Source organism: Ensifer sp. ZNC0028 (genome assembly GCF_000799055.1).
Lineage (GTDB): Bacteria > Pseudomonadota > Alphaproteobacteria > Rhizobiales > Rhizobiaceae > Ensifer.
The window spans coordinates 1-17,693 of the sequence record NZ_JTLA01000087.1 but is presented as its reverse complement, the minus strand read 5'-3'; the positions used below and the strand labels follow the sequence as shown (position 1 = coordinate 17,693).

Genomic DNA, 17,693 nt, shown 5'->3' with positions numbered 1-17,693 from the left:
TCATCCGCCTGCCGGCACCTTCTCCCCGCAAGCGGGGCGAAGGGACATTGCCGCATCCTCTTCTGCACTCTCAAACCGCTGGTGGGGCACGTCCCCTCTCCCCGCTTGCGGGGAGAGGGTTAGGGTGAGGGGCGGCCTTAGCCTCAAACTCAATACGGCGCCTGCACCGGCCCCATGCCGACATAGACGGTCTTCAACTCGCTGTAGTGGTTGAGTGCTGCCACCGAATTTTCGCGGCCGAAGCCTGACTGTTTCGAGCCGCCGAAGGGGATTTCCACCGGGCAGAGATTGTAGGTGTTGATCCAGAGCGTCCCGGCTTCGAGCTGGTCGACCACGCGGTGCGCGCGGGTGATGTCGGCGGTGAAGACGCCGGCCGAAAGGCCGAACTCGGTGGCATTGGCGCGCTTGATCACCTCCGCCTCGTCGTCGAAATCGAGCACGCACATGACGGGTCCGAAGATCTCTTCGCGGGCGATCGTCATGTCGTCGGTGACGTCGGCAAAGACGGTCGGCTGGATATAGGTGCCTTCACTGTTGACGGCGTTCGGGATGCCGCCGCCGGTCACGAGGCGCGCGCCCTCGGCCTTGCCCTTCTCGATATAGGAGAAGACCTTGTCGCGCTGCGGTGCCGAGACCATCGGCCCGAGCTGCGTCGCCTCGTCCATCGGGTCGCCGATGACAATCGCCTCGGTGCGGGCCTTCAGCCGCGTCAGGAACTGTTCCTTGATGCCCTTCTGCACGAAGACGCGGGTACCGTTCGAGCAGACCTGCCCGGTCGAATAGAAATTGCCGAGCATGGCGCCGCCGATGGCGCTTTCGAGATCGGCATCGTCGAACACGATCAGCGGCGACTTGCCGCCAAGTTCCATGGTCACGTGCTTGAGTTCGGCCGCGGCCGCACCCGCAACCTTCTTGCCGGTCGGTACGGAACCGGTCAGCGACACCTTGGCGACGTCGGGATGGTTGACGAGCAGCGGGCCAGTTGAGCGGTCGCCCTGGATGACGTTGTAGAGACCCTTCGGCAGGCCGGCCTCGACGAGGATCTCGGCGATCTTCAGCGCGCCTAGCGGGGTGTTTTCCGAGGGCTTGAAGACCATGGCGTTGCCGGCGGCGAGCGCCGGCGCACCCTTCCAGCAGGCGATCTGCTGCGGATAGTTCCAGGCGCCGATGCCGACGCAGACGCCGAGCGGCACGCGCTTGGTATAGGCGAAGTCGCCGCCGAGCGGGATGTAGTCGCCGTTGAGTGCCGTCGCGATCACGCCGCCGAAGAACTCGAAACTGTCGGCACCCGAGGTCGGGTCGGCGACGATCGTCTCCTGGATCGGCTTGCCGGTGTCGAGCGTTTCAAGCTCGGAGAGCTCGCGGTTGCGCTCGCGCATGATCTCGGCGGCGCGCTTCAGGATACGGCCGCGGGCGGTCGGGCTCATCGCTGCCCATTCCGGCTGGGCGCGCTTGGCAGCCGCGATCGCCTTTTCGACGATGGCGGGCGTTGCCGCGTGAAGGCGCGCGATGACTTCGCCGGTTGCCGGGTAGATGCTCTCGATGACGGTGCCGGCGATGTCCTCGACATATTCGCCGTCGATGAAGTGCGAGGCTTGCGGTTGGGCTTTCATCTTATTCTCCTCGCGGATAGCGTTTGGATTCCTCGAGATTGTCGAGGTTCATGTGGTTGCGCATGTAGCGCTCGGATGCCTTTTGCAGCGGCTGGTGATCCCATGGATAGTAGGCGCCGTTTCGAAGCGCCTCATAGACCACCCAGCGCCGTGCTTGGCTTTCGCGCACGGCCGCATCGAAGGCCTCCATGTCCCAGTGAGCGGCGCACATGTCGCGGAATGCCCGCAGGGTCGCGGCCTGAAGCGGCGTCTCCGGATCGACAGCGAGGTTCTTCAGTTCCAGAGGGTCCGCCTCAAGATCGTAGAGCTGGTCGGGATCGAGTGCGCAGTGGATGTATTTCCACTTGCCTTCGCGGATGGCGACGAGTGGTGCGTAGGAGGCCTCTGCCGCATATTCCATCAGCACCGGCTCTGAGCGCTCCTCGCCGTTGATCATGGGCACGAGGCTGATGCCGTCGGTCCAGGGTTTTATCTCGTCCATGGAAATGCCGGCGAGATCGGCAAGCGTCGGCGTCACGTCGAGGTTGGAGGTCGGCGCCAGATGCAAGCCGGGCGCGACGCCGGGACCGGCGACCATCAGCGGCACGCGGGCCGAGCCCTCGAAGAAGTTCATCTTGAACCACAGGCCACGCTCGCCAAGCATGTCGCCATGATCCGAGCAGAAGAGGATCAGCGTGTCGTCGAGCATGCGGGTGCGCTTCAGCGTGTCCATCAGCTCGCCGACCTTCTCGTCGAGGTAGGAGATGTTGGCGAAATAGGCCCGGCGCGAGCGGCGGACGTTGTCTTCCGTGAGGTCGAAATTGACGTAGTCGCAGGAATGCATGATGCGCTTGGAATGCGGATCCTGCCGATCCTCCGGCAGCATGCCGATCTCGGGCAGCAGGTGCTCGCAATTCTCGTAGAGATCCCAGAACTTCTTGCGCGCCACGTAAGGGTCGTGCGGATGGGTGAAGGAAACCGTCAGGCACCAGGGGCGGCGCTCGGCGTCGTCGTTTTCGCGCGACAACTGGTAGAGTTTCTGGTTGGCAAGGAAGGCGACCTCGTCGTCATACTCCATCTGGTTGGTGATCTCGGCAACGCCGGCGCCGGTGACCGAGCCGAGATTGTGATACCACCAGTCGATGCGCTCGCCGGGTTTGCGATAATCCGGGGTCCAGCCGAAATCGGCCGGGTAGATGTCGGTCGTCAGCCGCTCTTCGAAGCCGTGCAACTGGTCCGGCCCGACGAAATGCATCTTGCCCGACAGTGCCGTGTAGTATCCGGCACGGCGCAGGTGATGCGCATAGGTCGGGATCGAGGATTGATACTCGGCGGCGTTGTCGTAGACGCGGGTGCGGCTCGGCAGTTGCCCGGCCATGAACGAGGCGCGGGCAGGGGCGCAGAGCGGCGACGAGGTGTAATTGTTGCGGAAGCGGGCCGAACGGGCCGCGAGCGCTTTCAGGTGCGGCGCATGCAGGAACGCGGCCGGTCCGTCCGGAAAGAACGTTCCGTTCAGCTGGTCGACCATGATGATCAGGATGTTCGGTCTTGCGGTCATGCGGCCGTTCCCCGGTATGTGAGCCGATCGATGTGCGAGGTGACGTAGTCTTCGGTGAGCGCGATCGAGGCTTCGATGCTGATCGGCGCGGAGCGCAGACTCTGGCGGATATAGAGCCCGTCGATCATCGCAGCTGCGCCTTCGGCGATGCGTTCCGCGTCATCGTCGGCACAAAGCGTCTTGAGGCTCGCCAGCAAATTGGAACGCAGCCGCCGGGCATAGACCACGAGCAGCCGCCGCACCTCTTCCGAGCGCTGCGCTTCCGAGTAAAAGGCAAGCCATGCGGCGATCGTATCAGGGGCGAACTGGCTTGCCTGGAAGGAGACGCGGATGAGCGCGCTCAGCCTTTCGCGCGGGCTCACGACTGCGCGGAGCGCCGTCACCGTGTCGTCGCGCAATTGCCGTAGAAGGCTGCGGATGGTCTCGATCAGCAACTGTTCCTTGCTGCCGAAATAGTGGTGGGCAAGGGCAGGGGAAACGCCGGCCTGGCGGGCGATTTCGGACATGGTGACGGCAAGCGTGCCCTGGTCGCCGATAACGCGTAGTGCAGCGTCCACCAGCGCCTTGCGGCGCACCGGTTCCATCCCGACCTTCGGCATCCGTCTCTCCCTTGACAATGATCAGTCTATTTTTGATTGACTCATCAATCAATAAAAATCGGCAGTGTTTTCGCTTTCCTTTTGTGCAGAAATCCGGCTCAATCCCCGCGTTAGCGATCTCGCGTTGCAAAGGACTGGAGGTTGAGATGACCCACGCATTCGATCGAGCCGACAAGTCAGCGGTTGCCGGTAAATGGGGGTGGTTCGTCGCCCTTGGCGTGCTGTTGATCATGTGCGGCGGCCTTGCCTTCGGCAATCTGCTGATGGCGACGGTCGCGTCCGTCTATTATGTCGGGATCATCATGCTGGTCGGCGGGCTGTTCAATCTCGGCCATGCCTTTCAGGTGAAGGGCTGGGACAGCGTGTTCTATTGGGGCCTGAGCGGCGCCTGCTACACGATCGCCGGCCTCTTTGCCTTCATCAACCCCGTGCTTGCCTCGTCCTTCCTCACCTTTATCATGGCGATCGCCTTGATCGTCGCCGGATGCTTTCGCATCTGGGTCGGCCTTAAGCTCAGGCCCCTGCAGGGCTGGGGATGGGTGGCGCTTGGTGGCTTGGTCACGCTAGTGGCCGGCCTGATCATCGCCGCCGGCTGGCCGGTCAACAGCCTCTGGATCCTCGGCCTGTTCCTCGCCGTTGACCTCGTCATGCAGGGCTTGTCGCTGATCGCCTTCGGCGTGCTGGCCAAGAGCTGAGTTTAGCTTGAGGCTCTGCTGCCAAGCAGCGCCTCGAGCAGCCGGAGCAGGTCGCCGCGAAGATCGGCAAGGCCGCTCGCGGCGAGTGCCTCAAGTCCGATCAGCGCGCCATAGAGCGCGCTGGCGCCGCTGCGGCTCTCAGCTGACGAAAATCCGCAACGACCGAGCAGGACGGCGATGTAGCCGAGGCGGCTTTCGTCGACGGACTTAACGGTCATGGCGGCCATGGCGTCGAAGCGCGCCCATTCGCGGACCGCGCCGTCCGTCAGCAAGCCGCCATAGGGAAGGCTGCGTTCGTCGGTCGCGGCATGAACCAGCAACCGCAGTCGCTCTCGCGCCGGTACTTCCAAGGCTTCGATTTCCGCGATGATCGCGTCTGTCGCTTCGCGCGCCCAGTGGGCAAGCATTTTTGCCTTCAGGTCGGGCACATCCTTGAAATGCCAATAGAAGGAGCCCTTGCTGACCTTCAGGTCGCGCGCAATCGCCTCGGCGCGGATCGCCTGCACGCCGCCCGTCGTCAGTGCACGGAAGGCAGCCTTAATCCAATCATCGCTCGTCAAAGTGTTCTTTGTTGCCATGAGCTTCCATACGTCACCGTATTGACGGATGCAACCAGGTGGCGTACATACGCTACCGTATGGTGACAATTGGAGGCGGACGCATGAGCAAATGGCTTCTGGCAGCGGGCACCCTGTCCCTGGCGACAACGGGCATTCATCTCTTTGCCGGCGGACCGGAGGTGCATGTGCCCTTGCTTGCGAGCAGCCCGTCGGCGCTGCTTAAGACCTATGTCTCGCTTCTCTGGCACGCGACGAGCGCCATCCTCCTGGTCAACAGTCTCGCCCTGCTGCTTGCCGCCGTGAACGGACGTTACCGTGTGCCGCTCGCCGCTGCGGTGATCGTGCAATATTTCGCCTATGCGGTGCTCTTCATCGGTTACGGCCTTGCCTATCTCGGCTCTCTCTCGACCACGCCGCAATGGGCGGCTTTTCTCCTCATGGCCGCGCTCGCGGCGATCGGCGTGCGCTCGGGCAAAGGGTCTCCGCCAACCATGGCCGCTTGAGGCGGTCCGCCCATAGGCAAGCAAGGAACCATCATGTCGACGGCAATCGCGATCCTGCTTTTCCTCGTCCTTTCCGGTATCGCCGGGCTGCATGCCTACTGGGCGTTCGGCGGACTTTGGCCCTGTGACGACGAGGAGACGCTGGTGCGCACGGTGGTCGGTACGAAGCACCGGTCGGTGATGCCGCCGGTCTGGCTGACACTGGTCGTCGTTGCACTGCTCTTTGCGGCAGCGATCCTGCCCTTGTCCGTGACGCCAGTCTTTGCGGACATGTTGCCACCGGTCCTTGCCTATGGCGGCCTTGCGGGGCTCGCCGCCGTCTTCGTCGCCCGTGGTCTCCTAGCCTACACCACCGCGTTCCACCAACGCCATGGCACGGAGCCCTTCGTGACGCTCGACCGCCGCATCTACGGTCCGCTCTGCCTGGCCATCGGTGCCGGATACCTGGCATTGCTCGTTCTCGCCTGATCCCATCCTGGCTCGACGGTCAGGATTGGGCAGACGCCGACCGATCACGGGACTTGCTCATGAAATCACTGATTTCATTAGAGTGTTTGCATCTGATTGGCGCAGTTGCGGCTGTCACATAGCTTTCATCAAAGCTTCATAATGGAGAAAGACTTCGTTGACGCTTGCTGGCCATGCTGCCGGCGTTCGACCGTCCGTCCCATATTTCTGGAGCCCGGCATGTCCGCCGCCCCCGCCGAAATTCTCTCGTTGCGCCGGTTCGGCGACGACCAGATCGTAACGCTCGCCAAGCTGGTGATCGAAACCGCCTTCCAGCCGATCGCGGAAGCGGCGACCGGCACCGTCTTCGGCTACGAATCCCTGATGCGCGGTTTCCAGAAGCTCGGCTTTGCCTCGCCGCTGGAACTGCTCGACAAGGCGGAAGAAGAGGGGCAACTGCTGGCGCTCGAGCATATGATCAACAGCCGCGCCGTCGCCGGCTTTGCGACGCTGCCCGATCATTCCGCCCGCACGCTCTTTCTCAACTTCGACTCGCGCCTTGTCGGCGGCGAAGGCGACATTGTCGAACGCCTCGTCAACCACTTGAAGCGCGCCAACATCGCCCCGTCGGCACTCTGTTTCGAGCTTTCCGAGCGCTTCGATGGCGGCAAGATGCCGGATTTCTCGGCCCTCGTGCGCGATCTCCGCCTTGCCGGCTTCAAGCTGGCGATTGACGATTTCGGCGCCGGCTTCAACGGGCTGAAGCTCCTCTGCGACCAGCCCGTCGATTATGTGAAGATCGACAGACATTTCATCTCCGGCATCGAGGCCGATGCCCGCAAGCGTCATCTCGTCCGCCACACGGTCAACACCGCCCATGTGCTCGGCACGCGGGTGATTGCCGAAGGCGTTGAGACCGAGGCGGAATTCCTCACCTGCCGCGACCTCGGCTGCGATCTGGTGCAGGGCTATTACGTCGCCCGGCCGACGACGCATTTGAGCGAGCTTCTGCCCGCCTATCCGCATCTCGACCAGAGCGTCGCCAGCCGGCGGTCCTCGTCTTCGCTCGACGGCATCCTGATCCGCAAGCAGATCGAGCAACTGCCGACCGTTCGCGAGAGTGACGAGCTCGATTCCGTCTTCGATCTCTTCCGGCGCAATCCGCGCCAGGGCTTCTTCCCGGTCCTGAATGCCAATGGCGAGCCGCGCGGCATCCTGCACGAATATCACGTCAAGGAGCTGATCTATCACCCCTTCGGCCGCGATCTTCTGAAGAACCGCATCTACCAGCGGCGGATCTCGCACTTCGCAAGCCCGGCGCCGATCGCCGATCTCGACACGCCGGCGGATGAGATGCTGAAGATCTTCGCCGGCATGGACGGCAGCGATTGCCTGATCCTGACGGAGAACATGCGCTACGCCGGCACGCTCTCGGCCTCGTCGCTTTTGAAGATCATCAACGAGAAACAATTGAAGATGGCGCAGGAGCAAAATCCGCTGACGGGTCTGCCCGGCAACCGCGCCATCCGCGACTATGTCCAGGACGCGATCCTCGACGGCGATCATGCGCGTTACTTCTGCTATTGCGATTTCGACGACTTCAAGCCCTTCAACGACACCTACGGTTTCCAGAAGGGCGATCTCGCGATCACGCTCTTTGCCGCCCTGCTGCGCCGCCATTTCATCGGCGAGGAGAAGTTCCTCGGCCATGTCGGCGGCGACGACTTCTTCGTCGGTGTCAGCGGCTGTTCGGTGGAGGAACTGGAGGCGGTGCTGAACCGCCTGCTCGACGACTTCCGCTCCGACGTTTGCCAGCTTTATTCACCGGAGCATCAGGCGGAAGGTCGCATCAGCGGCCACGGCCGCGACGGCGCGCCGAAGGAATTTCCGCTGATGCGCTGCTCGATCGCCGTCCTCGGGCTGCCGGAGGGCTTTGTTTTCTCCGACGCCCAGGCCGTCAGCGCCCGCATCGCCGAAATCAAGTCGCGTGCCAAGGCGAGCGAGACCGGTCTGGTGATGGACGCGCTCGGCGGCTGAGTAGCGCCCTCGACGACCGGCCGCGAGACAATCAGCCTTTTCGCCTCGCGTTTCCGGCGCTACCTATGCGCCTTGAGAATTCGCGAGGTAATGCCATGTCTCTTCCATCGGAAATGCAATTCGTCGACCTTCCGGCCCCGGGCGGGCCGGAAAACATGATCCTGAAGAAAGGACCGTTGCCGGAGGTCAAGCCGGGCGAGATCCTCGTTCGGGTGGAGGCGGCCGGCATCAACCGTCCCGACGTTTTGCAGCGCAAGGGCGACTACCCGCCGCCGCCTGGCGCAAGCCCGATCCTCGGCCTGGAAGTGGCAGGCGAAGTCGTGGCGATCGGCGAGGGGGCTCAAGGGTTCCGCATCGGCGACAAGGTCTGCGCGCTCGCCAATGGCGGCGGCTATGCGGAATATACGGCAGTGCCCGCGACCCAGGCGCTCGCCTGGCCCAGGGGTTATGACGCCGTGAAGGCGGCCGCCCTGCCGGAAACCTTCTTCACCGTCTGGGCCAATGTCTTCGACATGGCCGGCCTGAAGGCGGGCGAGACGATCCTCATCCATGGCGGTTCCAGCGGCATCGGCACGACGGCGATCCAGCTTGCCAAGGCCTTCGGCGCCGAGGCCTTCGTGACGGCCGGCAGTGCCGAGAAATGTCGGGCCTGCGAAGCGCTCGGCGCCAAGCGCGCGATCAACTATCGCGACGAGGACTTCAAATCGGTCGTACTCGAGGAGACCGGCGGTCGCGGCGTCGACGTCATTCTCGACATGGTCGGGGGCCGCTACTTCGACCGCAACATCGGCTCGCTTGCCAAGGACGGCCGCCTCTCGATCATCGCCTTCCTCGGTGGGGCCAAGGTCGAAGGCGCGAACATCGCGCCGATCCTGACCAAAAGGCTGCATGTCATGGGTTCGGCCCTGCGCCCTCGCACGGCTGCGGAAAAGCAGGCGATCCGCGACGGCCTGGTGGAAAAGGTATGGCCATTGCTGGAAACAGGCAAGGTCGCCCCAGTCATCCATTCCGTCCTGCCCTTCAGCGCGGTTGCCGACGGCCATCGACAGATGGAGGAGGGCGACCATATCGGCAAGATCATCATGTCCCTGTGATCGGAACGATCGTCGGGCCTGTGATCGGCGGCGAAGAGGAAAACGATCTTCGACCATCGTCGCCCTTGTAATCGCTGACGGATCGCTTACCTTCAAATCATCAGCAACGAACAGAAAGGAAGGTGGTCCAATGTCTAATGAGATTTCGGTCTTGGTGAAGGGCATGGAAGAGGTGAAGATGTCGAGGCAGCCCTCGGCGTAATCCCCGCCTTCCTTCGGGTTTAACAGCCCGGGCCAGTCATACGGCCAAAACTCATGGAAGGGTCGCCTCGCGCGGCCCTTTTCCATTTTCGGGACTTGCTCTGGACCAAGCCTCGCCTAACCGGTCGACCCGGCCGGCGCTGTGTCTTGGATCAGCAGCCAGGGGTTCGGTTCGTTGTCGATGAATTCCTCCCGGACATGCTTCAGCACTTTCCTCTGCCCGGCAAAGGGCACCATCCGGAGCGCTTCGGCAAAGCTTGCCCAGCGAAAGTCGCTGTGTTCGGCATTCAGCCGAACCGTGGCGCCCTCAGTCGCAAAGCCGACGAACACGGGCAGCAGGCTGATGGCGTTGCGGTCGGCCTCGTAAAATTGCTCGCAAATGTCGGCGGAATAGAAACGGTCGGGCCGCAGCCCCGTTTCCTCCTCGACTTCACGCAGGCCCGCCTGCCAGGCCGTCTCATCCGCTTCGATCGCGCCGGCGACCTGGCACCAGGTTCCCGCAAGTGTTCCGGTGCGCTTGAGAAGGAGAACCTCGAAGGTGCTCCCGGCCGGGCGGAGAACGACAACCGAAACGGCAAAGCTCCTGATCGGTATTTCATGCATCGCGCGCGTCCTTCTCATTCGACCGGCGGACCATGCAACGCAAACCGCCGGCGCTCAACTTAAGCGATCGCCCGTCGAACCAGCGCCATCATATGCCGATGCGTCCGATCGCCGGGACCTTGATGCCGGGATTGGCGAAGTCGAAACCGGCGACAAGGCCGAAGAAATGCAGCTCGAGGCCGCTGCGAACACCGGCCGAGATGCCGGCCAGGCCATAGAGTGTGGCGTGCAGGTCGCGCCCGTCGGCATCGATCTGGAACAGCCTGCCCTCCGGCAGATAGTCGCGGCCGACGGCATCCGGTGGCAGGACGGCGCCGAGTTCCGGCACGGAGCGCAGCACGTGGGCGACGAAGGTGTTGGAGTTCGGCCCGGGCCAGATCCGGTAGCCGCCGGGCGAAGCATAGGGATAGCTGGCGATTGCCGCCTCGATCTTCGGGATCAGCCGCGTGGCGTCGGCACCAGTCACCGAGACGACCAGCCGCGGCTCATTCGAGTACCAGCGTGCATCCGCCGGATAGCCGTTCTTGCGGATTGGTTTGCCCCAGCCGACCTTGTCGTAGCGATCGTAGGTGGCAGCGCCCTCATTCTTGGTCACGATCCAGGCGTGGCTTGCGACAGCACCCTTCATGCCGCCCGTGGTTGCCGAGAACACGTAGATTGCCGCGTCCGCGCTTTCTGCCGCTTTCGGCAGGATGCCGGCCGAGGACCAATCGGCGTCACGCCAGCTTTGCGGCCGGTCCTGCATGTACCACCAGCCGGCCGAGGCCAGCGCCGGCAGCAAGTAGATGACGAGAAAGGCGGCGGCCAGCCTGCGGGCGAATTTCATGAAAACTCCGTTTCTTGCCGGTAAAATCCTGCTAAATGCACGGAGCAATTTCGGATATTTGAGGGCAAGGCATGTCAAATCCCGTTCTCGTCGAAGTTACCCGCGGAAACCTCGTCGAAAGCCGCCACCGCGGCGTGGTCATTGCCGTCGACGGCGACGGCCGGATTGTCTTCTCGCTGGGTGAAGCCGACAGCGCCGTCTTCCCGCGTTCGGCCTGCAAGGCAATGCAGGCGCTGCCGCTGATGGAAAGCGGCGCGGCCGATGCCTACGGCTTCGGCAACCGGGAGCTGGCGCTTGCCTGTTCCTCCCATTCCGGCGAGCCGGAACATGTGGAGCTGGCCGCCAAGATGCTAGCCGCTGCCGGCCGCGATGTCTCAGCGCTCGAATGCGGCGCCCATTGGTCTTCCGACCAGAAAACCCTGATCGGCCAGGCCCGCAGCCTGGAAGCGCCGACAGCGCTGCACAACAATTGCTCGGGCAAGCATTCCGGCTTCATCTGCGCCTGCTGCCATTCGGGCACCGAGGTAAAGGGGTATGTCGGCTACGACCATCCGCTGCAACGCGAAATCCGCGGCGCGATGGAAAGCCTGACGGGCGCGATCCTTGCCAAGGACAATTGCGGCGTCGACGGCTGCTCGATCCCGACCTATGCGGTGCCGCTGAAGGGGCTCGCACACGGCTTCGCGAAGATGGCGACCGGTGTCGGCCTCGAAGCCGAACGTGCCCGCGCCTCGAAGCGGCTGATAGAGGCCTGCATGGCCGAGCCCTTCTATGTTGCCGGCACCAAGCGCGCCTGCACACGGCTGATGAAGACGGCGCCCGGACGCATCTTCGCAAAGACCGGTGCCGAGGGCGTGTTCTGCGCCGCCATTCCGGAAAAAGGCATCGCGATCGCGCTGAAGTGTGAGGATGGTACGACCCGGGCTGCCGAAGCCATGGTCGCGGCAACGCTTGCCCGCTTCTTCCGGGGCGAGCCCGAGCTGCACGCGGCGCTGATGGCGCAGGCCAACCATTCCATGCACAACTGGAACGGCATCCATGTCGGCGACGTCAGGGTGACCGACGCCTTCGCCGCCTGAGCCGCAGCGGGGCGGGCCGTCTCGGCCCGCTCAATTTTCCGATGGTCCGCCCGTTGGCGCAGCACGCCATCAAGCGCCGATGATCGCAATGTCCGTGCCGTCGTAAGGGGCGAGCATGTCGTCACCGATCTCGTTCGGAACGATGAAGCCCGAGAGTTCAGGGATCGCGGCCACGTGGTGCGGCGAGACCGCATCGAATTTTTCCGTCGTTGCGAGCACGTAGGTTTCTGCGGCCTGGCCGAGGATCGCCCGCTTGACGGCCGCCTCCTCGAAGTCGCCGGTCGAAACACCGTGGGCCGGATGAATGGCGGTGACGCCGAGGAAGAACAGGTCGACGCGGATGCCGGCGATCGCTGCAACCGCTGCGGCTCCTGTCGCAACCATCGAATGCTTGTAGAGCCGCCCGCCGATCAGGATCACCTCCGCCTCGTGGCGCTCGAGTTCGGCGGCGATCGTCGGGCTGTGGGTGACGACGGTCAGCCGCATGTCGCGCGGCAGCGCCCGGGCAATCTCTGCATTGCTTGTGCCGCCATCGAGAAAGATCGTCTGACCGGCCTCGATCATCGCAGCCGCCTTTTGTCCGAGCCGGCGCTTGACGTCGCCGGCAATCTCCTGACGCGCCGCAAAGTTGGGCAGCGGCGGCACCAGGGGCAGCGCGCCGCCATGCACCCGCTTCAGCAGTCCCTCCGCCGCCATTTCGCGCAGATCGCGCCGGATCGTGTCCTCGGACAAGTTCAACTCGTCGGCCATGCGCTTTGCGACGACCTCGCCGTCTCGTGCCAGTCGCGCCGAAATCAAAGCCCGCCTCTGTATCGTCAGCATGAAATGTCTCCTTGACTCTTCACGATATTGCACGAAATATCATGAATATTCCAGAATAATCTGGATCGTTCATCGCATCTCGGGAGAGAAAAATGCTGATCTTGATCGCGGGCCCCTATCGTTCGGGAACCGGTGACGACCCGGCGAAAATGGCCGCCAATCTGAAGCGGCTGGAAGAGCCGTCCTATGCGCTTTTCAAGGCGGGCCATGTGCCTGTCATCGGCGAGTGGGTGGCGCTGCCGGTCTGGCATGCGGCCGGCGGCGCGCGGATCGGCGACGACCTCTATGAGGAGATTTTTCATCCGGTGGCGGGCCGATTGCTGGCGCTTTGCGATGCGGTTCTGCGCCTGCCGGGCGACAGCAAGGGGGCGGACAACGATGTCCGCATCGCCCGTGAACGCGGAATTCCCGTCTACTATCGCCTTGAGGACGTGCCCGGCTGCAGCGAGCCGCTGGTCGCGTGAGCGTGCAAGACCCGGCAGTTGCAGCCTGCCGGGCACCCCTAACGACGGCGGACGGCAGCGATCCTTCGCCGCCTTGCCACTTCTGCTTGTCAATCGGAGTGACTTCCTTTCTTCTGCGGCCGGTCTTTGCTTCGGAGCGACACGGCAGGAAGCGCCCGGTTCTCCGTTCGCATGCCGCTTCGACCCACCGCAATTGACAGAGCCGGATCGGTTGATCGACATCACGTAAACCGATCCGCATGATCGCAGAGGAGAGCTTAAAGTGTTGAAACTGTTCTACGCCCCCGCAACCTGTTCATTGGCCTCGCATATCGCGCTGGAAGAAGCAGGTGCCGAGTATGAGGCGCGCCGTGTCGATTTCTCGACAGCCGAGCAGACCAAGCCCGACTATCTCGCGGTGAACCCGAAGGCGCGGGTCCCCGCACTCGTGACCGACCGGGGCGTCATCACCGAAACGCCGGCGATCCTGACCTATATCGCGCAGGCCTTTCCGGCCGCGAAACTCGCCCCGGCGAACGACGCCTTCGCCTTCGCGCAACTGCAATCGTTTCTGAATTACCTCTGCTCGACGGTGCATATCGCCCATGCCCATGGTCGCCGCGGTGCACGTTGGGCCGACGATCCGGCCGCGCACGAGGCGATGAAGGCCAAGGTCGCCTCCAACATGACCGCCTGCTACGAACTGATCGAAAGCAAGATGTTCGAAGGGCCGTTCGTTTTTGGCGACAGCTATTCGATCGCCGATCCCTATCTCTTCACCGTCGCCGGCTGGATCGAGCCCGATGGTGCGGATCCCGCGCGCTTCCCCAAAATCGTCGATCATCGCAACCGCATGACCGCACGCCCGGCCGTCGCCCGGGTGCTGGCAGCGCTGAAGGTCTGAACCATCGAGCCTGCGGCTACATCAGGATGTAGTTCTTCGGCTGCGGTAAAGGCGGAAGGTCGGTCTCGCCGAGCGCCTCGCGCAGATTGATTTCGATCGTTTCGGCAAGAGCGACGATCGGAAGGTCGTTCGGCAACACGCCGAACGGCTCCTCCAGCTCGTCGCCGAGCGCGTCGAGGCCGAAAAAGGTGTAGGCGACGAGCGCGGTGACAAACGGCGTCGCCCAGCCGAGCGCATCGGCAAAGCCGAACGGCAGCAGGAAGCAGAAGAGATAGGCCGTACGGTGCAGGAGCAGCGTATAGCCGAACGGCACGGGGGTGTTGCGGATCCGCTCGCAGGCCGCGAGCATGGCCGACATCCTGCCGAGCGTGCCATCCAGCTGCGCCCACTGAAAATCGCTGATCGTCCCGGTTCCCCGCAGGCCGGCGAGAATGCGGCCCATTTCGCGCAGCAGAAAATCCGGTCCGTTGCGGCTGGCCTTGTAGTCGGCAGAAAGATCCGCCGGCAACCGCGCCAGCGGCCTGCCGACATCGCTTCCGGGTCGCAGATGGCAGACCAGTGCGTGGCCAAAGGCGATCGTGATGTCGAGCAGCCGCTGCCGCTCGGCCTCGGCAAGGATCAGCGTCTGGCGGGCGAGGTCGCGCGCGGTAAAGATCAATTGCCCCCAGTCCTTTCGCGCCTCCCACCAGCGGTCGTAGCAGGCATTGTTGCGGAAGCCGAGAAACACGGAGAGTGCGATGCCGAGCAGCGCGAAGGGGCCGCTGTTGACGCTCGGCACGAGGCCTGGATCGACGCGGTGCGCCCAGACGACAAGGGCAGAGAGGGCAAAGACGAACAGCACTTGCGGAAAGATCCGCTGGATGACCGACCCTCGGAGGATGAAGAAGAGTTTCAAAAGGGTAGGGCGGTTGCGAACGATCATGGGAATACCTGTCCGGCTGTTCGCTTAACCGGTATAGGCGCTGGCTTCGAAATGGAAGGGCCGTCCGTTCGGTGACGTTCCCCGCATAGTCAGGATTATTTTGCCGGTGATGTCGGGCGTTCTCGCTGCCGCACGTCCTTGGCGTGTAACGCCAACAGGGAGGCAGCGACGATGCGCAAGGTGGTTGCAGGCATGCAGATGTCGATCGACGGTCTGATCGACGGGCCGGATGGCTTTACGGATTGGGTCGAGTCCTGGTCGGATACGTTCGACCTCCTGCCCGAGATCGACGCCTGCGTCCTCGGGAACGGCATGTATTCGGGCTACGAGCAATATTGGAGCGCGATCAAGCGCGACCCGCATGCGCCGCTGGAGTTCACCGGCCAGCTGCCGACGTCCGAAGAAATCGAATATGCGGACTTCGCACTTGGCACGCCGCATTACGTCCTCTCGAAAACCCGTTCCGACGTCGAATGGGAAAACGCCAGGATCGTGCGCGACGCCTCCGAAATCGAGGCGCTCAAGCGGGCGCCGGGCCGCACCATCTATGTCGTCGGCGGCGCGCGCACGGTGTCGAGCCTGATGGATCACGGCCTGATCGACGAACTGCGTCTCACCATCCACCCGCTCGTGGTCGGCAAGGGGAAAGCGCTGTTCGACACGGTGGCTGCGCGTCATCACGTGCAGCTCGATGACGTGAAGCGGCTGGATGGTGGCAGGGTCTGCCTGGTCTACAGGGTCGGCGGCGGGGCTTGACCGGCGTCGAGGAAGCTCGCGGCGAGCCGCTTCGGCGCCTTTTCGCGCCAGGCGGCAACCAGTCGCCCGGTGAGGCTTTGGTCGTCGATCTCCGCGAGCCGCACCAGCATGGCGGGCCAGCCCTTGTAGTGATCCGTTTGAAAGTAGAGCCTTGGGTCGAGCTCCAGCAGCATTTCCTTTTCTTCGAGCGCGCACATGACGACCAGCGTCTCGCCATCCTTCATGCGCACGAAACTCTTGTCCTTCACCAGCAGTGCCGGTGTGCCGTAGGACGTGCCGATCGTCACCTCGGGCAGGCCGGCTGCCTCCGCCAGCCTGACGACACGGATGAAGTTGCGCTCGAGATCGTCGCTCATCCGGCCAGCATATCACATCGCGGCTGCAAAGCCGCAGGCCCTAGAGGCGGCTGCCGGTGCACTCCGCCGCGCGAGGCCACGGCCAGCCCGGGAAGGGCAGGTCGCCGAGTTCGCGCTCATCCATCCGCTCGAGATCCGGATGCTGCAGCGGATCGCGCGCCCAGGCGAGCGGCGCATCGTCCCTTCGTTTGTCGGATGTTTTGAGCGGCGTCAGTTTCGAGAGAAGCCTAAACATGGCGGACCATCCTTTCGATGCTTGGATGATCCGCCTGTCCTGTCATCTTTTCAATTGAGAATGGCAGAGATCGTGTTTAGAAAAACTATATGAGAGATCTGAATTCCGTGCATTTGAACGGGCTGCGCGCCGTCGAGGCTGCCGGCAGGCTGGGATCGCTGGCCGCGGCGGCGGACGAGTTGGGCGTGACCCCTGGCGCCGTCAGCCAGCAGATCGCCAAGGCGGAGGCCCAGCTCGGCCGCGTCTTGTTCGAGCGCACCCCGCGCGGCCTCGTGCCGACCGATTTCGGCCAGCGCTTCCTCGCGCGCATCGGCAATGCCTTTCACGAACTGGCGGAGGCCGTGGCTTCGGCGCGTCGCCGCGACGAGTCGGTGCTGACGATCTCGGTTGCGCCGGTCTTTGCCGCCCGCTGGCTGGTCTATCGGCTCAATCGTTTTGCCGAACGCCATCCCGACATTCGCCTGCGCATCGACGCGACGACCAAGCTCGTCAATCTCGAAACGTCGGACGTGGATGTCGGCATCCGCGTCGGTACGGGGGAATGGCCGGGGGTGAAGTCCGAGCCTCTTCTGCAGCAGGAGGTTTTTCCGGTCTGTTCGCCGGCGATGGCCGAAGGGCTTCGAGAGCCTGCAGATATTCTAAAACTGCCGGCCGTTATCGACGGCCATTCGATGTTCAGCTGGGAGGTGTGGCTCCGCGAGGTCGGGCTCTCGGGCGCGGAAATGAACGTGCGCCACACCTTCAACGAGGCGTCGCTGGTGCTCGATGCGGCGATCTCGGGGCAAGGGGTAATGCTCGCCTGGCAGACGCTCGCCGGCTTTGCGATCGCGCAGGGCAGCTTGGTGGTGCCGTTCGGCATCCGGGTACCGACGGGCTTTGGCCACTACTTCGTCAGCGCGCCGTCACGGCGCGAAAGCAAGGCCGCCAAGGCGTTCAAGCGCTGGGTTCGTGACGAGGTGGAGGAGGGCATGCGCCTGCTCGACATCAAGGCGCCGCGTGTTGGCTTTAACGCGGCGACCATGGGCTGATCGCGGGAAGGCCCCCTATTGACCGCTCCTCAGTCCGCCAGCTCTTTCAGCCGTTCTTCCATCATCGCCTTGAAGGCTGGGCGGGCGTGGCAGCGGGCAAGCCAGGCCGAAACCCGCGGATGCTTTTCGAACAGCTGCGTCTGGCTCATGGCGTAGCGGAAGACCTCCGCAAGATTGAGGTCGGCGACGGTGAAGCGATCGCCGACGAGATAGTCGCGTCCGTCGAGGTGGCTTTCCATGCGGGCAAAGACCTTGTCGAGCGACGTCACGCATCTGGCGATCATCGCCTTGCCTTCATCCGTGTTCTCGGTCCCGTAGTCGTAGGTCAGGATGATCTCCACGGCGTGCGGCTCGACCTCGGTCGCCCCCCACATCGTCCAGTTGCCGATCAGGCCTTCCTCGGCGATATCGGCAGGCGCCAGTGGCCCGCCAT

21 protein-coding genes are annotated in these 17,693 nt (G+C 63.5%); 10 read left to right on the top strand and 11 right to left on the bottom strand.

Going from position 1 to position 17,693, the window contains the following annotated elements:
• Positions 1–149 precede the first annotated feature (149 nt).
• The 3 genes from betB to betI are packed head-to-tail and all read right to left on the bottom strand — an operon-like array spanning position 150 to position 3,749.
• Positions 150–1,613 (bottom strand): betaine-aldehyde dehydrogenase, encoded by a 1,464-nt coding sequence (gene betB, locus L981_RS20070; protein WP_043620064.1) that lies wholly within the window; start codon positions 1,611–1,613, stop codon positions 150–152.
• Position 1,614: 1 nt separating this feature from the next.
• Complete coding sequence (betC, locus tag L981_RS20065; protein ID WP_043620062.1) at positions 1,615–3,150, bottom strand: choline-sulfatase; 1,536 nt, start codon at positions 3,148–3,150, stop codon at positions 1,615–1,617.
• Complete coding sequence (gene betI, locus L981_RS20060; protein ID WP_043620060.1) at positions 3,147–3,749, bottom strand: transcriptional regulator BetI; 603 nt, start codon at positions 3,747–3,749, stop codon at positions 3,147–3,149. Before betI ends, betC begins: the two co-directional genes overlap by 4 nt.
• Before the next feature lie 146 nt (positions 3,750–3,895).
• Here betI and L981_RS20055 point away from each other — a divergent pair, with 146 nt between their 5' ends.
• Positions 3,896–4,444 carry an HdeD family acid-resistance protein gene (locus L981_RS20055; RefSeq protein ID WP_043620058.1) on the top strand — a complete coding sequence of 183 codons (549 nt, stop codon included), beginning with the start codon at positions 3,896–3,898 and terminating at the stop codon, positions 4,442–4,444.
• Between the two features lie 2 nt (positions 4,445–4,446).
• Here the strand turns inward: L981_RS20055 and L981_RS20050 are convergent, their stop codons facing one another.
• Positions 4,447–5,022 carry a TetR/AcrR family transcriptional regulator gene (locus L981_RS20050; RefSeq protein WP_043620056.1) on the bottom strand — a complete coding sequence of 192 codons (576 nt, stop codon included), beginning with the start codon at positions 5,020–5,022 and terminating at the stop codon, positions 4,447–4,449.
• An 83-nt stretch (positions 5,023–5,105) separates the two neighbouring features.
• On the opposite strand from L981_RS20050, the gene L981_RS20045 reads away from it, so the two are divergent.
• From L981_RS20045 to L981_RS20030, 4 genes are all read left to right on the top strand, one after another.
• Positions 5,106–5,507: a hypothetical protein gene (locus L981_RS20045; RefSeq protein WP_052201896.1), complete on the top strand. Its 402-nt coding sequence runs from the start codon at positions 5,106–5,108 to the stop codon at positions 5,505–5,507.
• A gap of 33 nt (positions 5,508–5,540) precedes the next feature.
• A complete protein-coding gene (locus tag L981_RS20040) occupies positions 5,541–5,975 on the top strand; it encodes a DUF3995 domain-containing protein (protein ID WP_052201895.1) in 435 nt (144 codons plus the stop codon).
• Between the two features lie 219 nt (positions 5,976–6,194).
• Entirely contained in the window at positions 6,195–7,991 is a 1,797-nt protein-coding gene (locus tag L981_RS20035) for a GGDEF domain-containing protein (protein ID WP_043620054.1), read from the top strand.
• A 95-nt stretch (positions 7,992–8,086) separates the two neighbouring features.
• The gene (locus L981_RS20030; protein WP_043620052.1) at positions 8,087–9,085 is read left to right on the top strand and encodes an NAD(P)H-quinone oxidoreductase; all 999 of its coding nucleotides are present in this window, start codon (positions 8,087–8,089) and stop codon (positions 9,083–9,085) included.
• Between the two features lie 318 nt (positions 9,086–9,403).
• On the opposite strand, the gene L981_RS20025 is transcribed toward L981_RS20030, so the two are convergent.
• Both L981_RS20025 and L981_RS20020 read right to left on the bottom strand, forming a co-directional pair.
• Positions 9,404–9,889: an NUDIX pyrophosphatase gene (locus L981_RS20025; RefSeq protein WP_043620051.1), complete on the bottom strand. Its 486-nt coding sequence runs from the start codon at positions 9,887–9,889 to the stop codon at positions 9,404–9,406.
• 88 nt (positions 9,890–9,977) lie between these two features.
• Positions 9,978–10,715: a DUF3750 domain-containing protein gene (locus L981_RS20020; RefSeq protein WP_043620049.1), complete on the bottom strand. Its 738-nt coding sequence runs from the start codon at positions 10,713–10,715 to the stop codon at positions 9,978–9,980.
• Between the two features lie 71 nt (positions 10,716–10,786).
• On the opposite strand from L981_RS20020, the gene L981_RS20015 reads away from it, so the two are divergent.
• Positions 10,787–11,794: an asparaginase gene (locus L981_RS20015; protein ID WP_043620047.1), complete on the top strand. Its 1,008-nt coding sequence runs from the start codon at positions 10,787–10,789 to the stop codon at positions 11,792–11,794.
• Positions 11,795–11,863: 69 nt separating this feature from the next.
• Here the strand turns inward: L981_RS20015 and L981_RS20010 are convergent, their stop codons facing one another.
• Complete coding sequence (locus L981_RS20010) at positions 11,864–12,616, bottom strand: DeoR/GlpR family DNA-binding transcription regulator (RefSeq protein ID WP_043620045.1); 753 nt, start codon at positions 12,614–12,616, stop codon at positions 11,864–11,866.
• A gap of 92 nt (positions 12,617–12,708) precedes the next feature.
• Here L981_RS20010 and L981_RS20005 point away from each other — a divergent pair, with 92 nt between their 5' ends.
• Positions 12,709–13,080 (top strand): NUDIX hydrolase, encoded by a 372-nt coding sequence (locus L981_RS20005; RefSeq protein WP_043620043.1) that lies wholly within the window; start codon positions 12,709–12,711, stop codon positions 13,078–13,080.
• Between the two features lie 262 nt (positions 13,081–13,342).
• A complete protein-coding gene (locus tag L981_RS20000) occupies positions 13,343–13,963 on the top strand; it encodes a glutathione S-transferase family protein (protein ID WP_043620041.1) in 621 nt (206 codons plus the stop codon).
• A gap of 16 nt (positions 13,964–13,979) precedes the next feature.
• Here L981_RS20000 and L981_RS19995 read toward each other — a convergent pair whose 3' ends face one another.
• Complete coding sequence (locus L981_RS19995; RefSeq protein WP_043620039.1) at positions 13,980–14,885, bottom strand: bestrophin family protein; 906 nt, start codon at positions 14,883–14,885, stop codon at positions 13,980–13,982.
• 171 nt (positions 14,886–15,056) lie between these two features.
• On the opposite strand from L981_RS19995, the gene L981_RS19990 reads away from it, so the two are divergent.
• The gene (locus tag L981_RS19990) at positions 15,057–15,641 is read left to right on the top strand and encodes a dihydrofolate reductase family protein (protein WP_043620037.1); all 585 of its coding nucleotides are present in this window, start codon (positions 15,057–15,059) and stop codon (positions 15,639–15,641) included.
• Here the strand turns inward: L981_RS19990 and L981_RS19985 are convergent.
• Together L981_RS19985 and L981_RS19980 are read right to left on the bottom strand one after the other, a co-directional pair.
• Positions 15,617–15,997, bottom strand: coding sequence for an MmcQ/YjbR family DNA-binding protein (locus tag L981_RS19985; RefSeq protein WP_043620034.1), 381 nt, complete (start codon positions 15,995–15,997; stop codon positions 15,617–15,619). The two genes, L981_RS19990 and L981_RS19985, sit on opposite strands and share 25 nt — an antisense overlap.
• A 40-nt stretch (positions 15,998–16,037) precedes the next feature.
• Complete coding sequence (locus L981_RS19980) at positions 16,038–16,232, bottom strand: hypothetical protein (RefSeq protein ID WP_043620032.1); 195 nt, start codon at positions 16,230–16,232, stop codon at positions 16,038–16,040.
• Positions 16,233–16,321: 89 nt separating this feature from the next.
• Here L981_RS19980 and L981_RS19975 point away from each other — a divergent pair, with 89 nt between their 5' ends.
• Positions 16,322–17,260 (top strand): LysR substrate-binding domain-containing protein, encoded by a 939-nt coding sequence (locus L981_RS19975; RefSeq protein WP_043620030.1) that lies wholly within the window; start codon positions 16,322–16,324, stop codon positions 17,258–17,260.
• A 29-nt stretch (positions 17,261–17,289) separates the two neighbouring features.
• Here L981_RS19975 and L981_RS19970 read toward each other — a convergent pair.
• Positions 17,290–17,693 (bottom strand): glutathione binding-like protein (locus L981_RS19970; protein WP_043620028.1); only part of this gene is annotated, 404 nt, incomplete at its 5' end.

Excerpts from the sequence above, each read along its gene's own strand:
- L981_RS19990 (WP_043620037.1), top strand. The coding sequence starts at position 15,057 with ATGCGCAAGGTGGTTGCAGGCATGCAGATGTCGATCGACGGTCTGATC.
- L981_RS20025 (WP_043620051.1), bottom strand. The coding sequence starts at position 9,889 with ATGCATGAAATACCGATCAGGAGCTTTGCCGTTTCGGTTGTCGTTCTC.
- L981_RS19995 (WP_043620039.1), bottom strand. The coding sequence starts at position 14,885 with ATGATCGTTCGCAACCGCCCTACCCTTTTGAAACTCTTCTTCATCCTC.
- L981_RS20005 (WP_043620043.1), top strand. The coding sequence starts at position 12,709 with ATGCTGATCTTGATCGCGGGCCCCTATCGTTCGGGAACCGGTGACGAC.
- betC (WP_043620062.1), bottom strand. The coding sequence starts at position 3,150 with ATGACCGCAAGACCGAACATCCTGATCATCATGGTCGACCAGCTGAAC.
- L981_RS19975 (WP_043620030.1), top strand. The coding sequence starts at position 16,322 with ATGAGAGATCTGAATTCCGTGCATTTGAACGGGCTGCGCGCCGTCGAG.
- L981_RS20055 (WP_043620058.1), top strand. The coding sequence starts at position 3,896 with ATGACCCACGCATTCGATCGAGCCGACAAGTCAGCGGTTGCCGGTAAA.
- betI (WP_043620060.1), bottom strand. The coding sequence starts at position 3,749 with ATGCCGAAGGTCGGGATGGAACCGGTGCGCCGCAAGGCGCTGGTGGAC.
- L981_RS20035 (WP_043620054.1), top strand. The coding sequence starts at position 6,195 with ATGTCCGCCGCCCCCGCCGAAATTCTCTCGTTGCGCCGGTTCGGCGAC.
- L981_RS19980 (WP_043620032.1), bottom strand. The coding sequence starts at position 16,232 with ATGTTTAGGCTTCTCTCGAAACTGACGCCGCTCAAAACATCCGACAAA.
- L981_RS20040 (WP_052201895.1), top strand. The coding sequence starts at position 5,541 with ATGTCGACGGCAATCGCGATCCTGCTTTTCCTCGTCCTTTCCGGTATC.
- L981_RS20045 (WP_052201896.1), top strand. The coding sequence starts at position 5,106 with ATGAGCAAATGGCTTCTGGCAGCGGGCACCCTGTCCCTGGCGACAACG.
- L981_RS20015 (WP_043620047.1), top strand. The coding sequence starts at position 10,787 with ATGTCAAATCCCGTTCTCGTCGAAGTTACCCGCGGAAACCTCGTCGAA.
- L981_RS20010 (WP_043620045.1), bottom strand. The coding sequence starts at position 12,616 with ATGCTGACGATACAGAGGCGGGCTTTGATTTCGGCGCGACTGGCACGA.
- L981_RS20030 (WP_043620052.1), top strand. The coding sequence starts at position 8,087 with ATGTCTCTTCCATCGGAAATGCAATTCGTCGACCTTCCGGCCCCGGGC.
- L981_RS20020 (WP_043620049.1), bottom strand. The coding sequence starts at position 10,715 with ATGAAATTCGCCCGCAGGCTGGCCGCCGCCTTTCTCGTCATCTACTTG.
- L981_RS20050 (WP_043620056.1), bottom strand. The coding sequence starts at position 5,022 with ATGGCAACAAAGAACACTTTGACGAGCGATGATTGGATTAAGGCTGCC.
- L981_RS19985 (WP_043620034.1), bottom strand. The coding sequence starts at position 15,997 with ATGAGCGACGATCTCGAGCGCAACTTCATCCGTGTCGTCAGGCTGGCG.
- betB (WP_043620064.1), bottom strand. The coding sequence starts at position 1,613 with ATGAAAGCCCAACCGCAAGCCTCGCACTTCATCGACGGCGAATATGTC.